This window comes from Gemmatimonas sp., from assembly GCF_041689975.1.
Taxonomy (GTDB): Bacteria; Gemmatimonadota; Gemmatimonadetes; order Gemmatimonadales; family Gemmatimonadaceae; genus Gemmatimonas.
In genome coordinates, this window is the sequence record NZ_JBDNFF010000400.1 from 1 (window position 1) to 2,719 (window position 2,719).

Here is a 2,719-nt window from a genome sequence, read left to right on the forward strand (position 1 = left end):
GCGCACCGACAGATCGAACGGATACCCATCGAGGCGGGCCAACACCTGGCCCTTGGTCACCGCCTGCCCCGGTCGCACCGCCAGCTGCGTCACGGTGCCGGCCACTTCGGCGCGCAGTTTCACGGCCGCATCGGAGCGAATTTGCCCTGTGGTCGTTACCCGCAGCACCAAGTCGCCGTCTCGCGCCTCCTCAGCCATTACCGGCAACGCCAGCGCGGGCCGACCGGCTTCTTCGACCGCTTCCTGCGCGGCCGTGGAGGTGGCGCTGGCGGAATCGGTCGTGCCCGCGGCATCGCCTTTGTCGCAGGCGACGAGCGCGAGGGCGACGAGCGCGAGGGCGACGCCCCGCCGGCGGAACACGAGGCGGCCGCAGCGATGAGTACGGAACGGAGAGAGCATTGGTAGCGTCAGTAGCGAAGTCGGCGCACGCGGGCTCGCGAGGCTGGACGATGGCACGCAATTGGTCTCGCCCCGGCGTCGAAAGGTTGCCGGTGCATGAGTCAGGACAAGTATGGAGGTCGGGGCCGGATCGCGCGATGGCGAAATGACGCACGTGGAGTCATTTAAGCGCGACGTCTACTTCCCCTTCTCGGTGAGCCTGCCGCGCGCGAAAATCGAAAACAGCCAGAACACGGATGACGCCGATGAACGGAAAACGCACGGGATAAGATCAACGGCGCTGCGCTTTTCATCTTATCAGTGTTTGTTCCGTTCATCGGCGTCATCCGTGTTCTGGCTGTTGCCTTTGCTGTTGCTGTTGCAGTTTCGCCCCAACCAGCCCGCAATCAGCATCGCCGATGCCGAATTGCTCAACAGCGCGCCCCCCCGATGACCCATCGCACGATCCACGTGCTGGCACCGGTGCCATCGCCACCACTATCCGCGTGCTGCACCAACGCCGTGAGCGTATCGCCGCGCATCGCGTAGCGCCCCGGGATCTCCGCCGACACCGGCAGCAACACCTCGCGACAGCTGAGTCGCGTGCGCCAGTCCACCACCTGCACATGCGCCGGCCCCGTGAAGTTGCTACCACTCAGCGTCGGATCGTACGTGACCACGGCCGACCGATCTTGCGACAGCATGCCCACGAGCATCGGGAACGACCACGTGAACATCAGCGTCGGTGCCTTCGATGGATTTCGCATCAGTTCCAGCAGCACCTCGGGTCGTGCACCACGACGTGTGCTCGCCGTAAGAACCGCCGAGTCGATCTGCTTCGACCGCAGGTGCCAGCGGTACGCCGTGCCCGACCCTTCGAACACGCCCACCACCGTACTGTCGTCGCGCGCCACTTCCACGGTGCCGAAGGCCTGCGCGATCGGGGGGTTCTCGAGATAGATGCGTGGTACGGATCCTCCGCGCTGCGGCACGGCGGTGTTATTGGCCAGCAGCGCAAAGGCGGTGAGGCTGTCGACCATCAGCGCGCCCACCACCAGCCCTTTGCGCCAACTGCGGATGGAAGTAGCGAACCCGCCTGTCGCGATCGAGCCACGCGCGGCCATCGATTCTCTGTTGAACAGCACGACTCGGCGTTGTCCGCCGTCGTATACCGCCAACACACTGTCGCCGACCATCGCCAGCGACGACGGACGTTGCACCTCACCCGGGCCGGCGCCCACGCGCGTGATCGGCGTGAGCCCCGAGCCATCGCGTTCCACGCGCAGCACACGCTTCGCTGCCGCATCACTGATATAGACGCGCCCCGCCGCGTCGAGTGTGATCGCATTTGGCCGTCCCACGAACACGCTGTCGGTTTCGACCACCGCCACGCTGTCGATCAGCGTGATCGCCGTGGTGCCGTCCGTGACCGAGCCGTCCGCCGCCACGTGATTCGCGTCGGTACCCCCACACGCCGTCAGCGTGGCCAGCATCGTCGTGACGGCCAGTTTCACACGCATCATCGTTCGCTCCAAATGAAAAAATCCGCCGTTTTTCGGAAGTCGTTGCCCATCGTGTCCGGTATTTGCCCACCGTGTCCGGTTGTTTTGGTGAGCGCCGTTACATGTTGGGGAATGATCATGCCGCGCGCTCTCCGTGCCGTGCTCGACTCACTCTCCGAAAAGGGTGACCCGACGCGGCGCATCGTCCGCGACCTTCGCGCCATCAGCGCCGACCTCGATGCCGCGATCACGGATATCGAGAAAGCGCCGAACGACGACGGGCGGCACGGCTGCTCCGCGTGCGGGCCCTCCGGCGCATGATCAACACCCTCACCGAGCTCGAGTCCGAATGGACGCGCGCCATCTAGTCGTCCTCAGCCGGGGGCGATGCAAGGCAATGCGTGAAATCATGCAGATTAATGCATTGGCAGTATTGACCCTTACATTGTCACATAATCCGGAGCCCCATGCGTAAGCCTCTTTCTCCCTTGCAAGCCTTTGCGGCCGACGCGGGCAGTGCCACCGACCGTGGCGCCGACCTTGGCGGCCAGATCATGTCATGGTTGTCGGTGGCGCAGTCGGCCGACCTGCTCTCCGCGAGCGGTGCCGCGCCTTCCGAACAGGCACTGGCGCAGTCCACGGCGTTGCTGGCCGAGTTTTCCGATCAACGGCCGTCGATGGTGCACGACGCGTTACCGGCGCCCACCGTACTGATCCCGCAGCTTGCCGAGCGTTTTCGCGTGGCGGCCGAAGCGATGGAGATCGCCGGCTGCTACGAGCTGGCGTTCACCACGGTGGCGGCCGTCTGTCGCCTCACGGCGCACGCCGATGCCGTGACC

At 65.1% G+C, this 2,719-nt stretch carries 5 protein-coding genes; 3 read left to right on the forward strand and 2 right to left on the reverse strand.

Features of this window, described 5'->3' with window-relative positions:
* Nucleotides 1-399 (reverse strand): biotin/lipoyl-binding protein (locus tag ACESNG_RS22840; RefSeq protein WP_373071007.1); only part of this gene is annotated, 399 nt, incomplete at its 3' end.
* Nucleotides 400-511: 112 nt separating this feature from the next.
* On the opposite strand from ACESNG_RS22840, the gene ACESNG_RS22845 reads away from it, so the two are divergent.
* Nucleotides 512-832, forward strand: coding sequence for a hypothetical protein (locus tag ACESNG_RS22845; protein ID WP_373071009.1), 321 nt, complete (start codon nucleotides 512-514; stop codon nucleotides 830-832).
* Here the strand turns inward: ACESNG_RS22845 and ACESNG_RS22850 are convergent.
* Nucleotides 810-1,901, reverse strand: coding sequence for a hypothetical protein (locus ACESNG_RS22850; protein ID WP_373071011.1), 1,092 nt, complete (start codon nucleotides 1,899-1,901; stop codon nucleotides 810-812). The genes ACESNG_RS22845 and ACESNG_RS22850 overlap by 23 nt on opposite strands.
* A 117-nt stretch (nucleotides 1,902-2,018) precedes the next feature.
* Here ACESNG_RS22850 and ACESNG_RS22855 point away from each other — a divergent pair, with 117 nt between their 5' ends.
* Both ACESNG_RS22855 and ACESNG_RS22860 read left to right on the forward strand, forming a co-directional pair.
* Nucleotides 2,019-2,201, forward strand: coding sequence for a hypothetical protein (locus ACESNG_RS22855; RefSeq protein WP_373064936.1), 183 nt, complete (start codon nucleotides 2,019-2,021; stop codon nucleotides 2,199-2,201).
* Between the two features lie 146 nt (nucleotides 2,202-2,347).
* A partial coding sequence (locus tag ACESNG_RS22860; protein ID WP_373071013.1) for a hypothetical protein occupies nucleotides 2,348-2,719 on the forward strand: 372 nt, incomplete at its 3' end.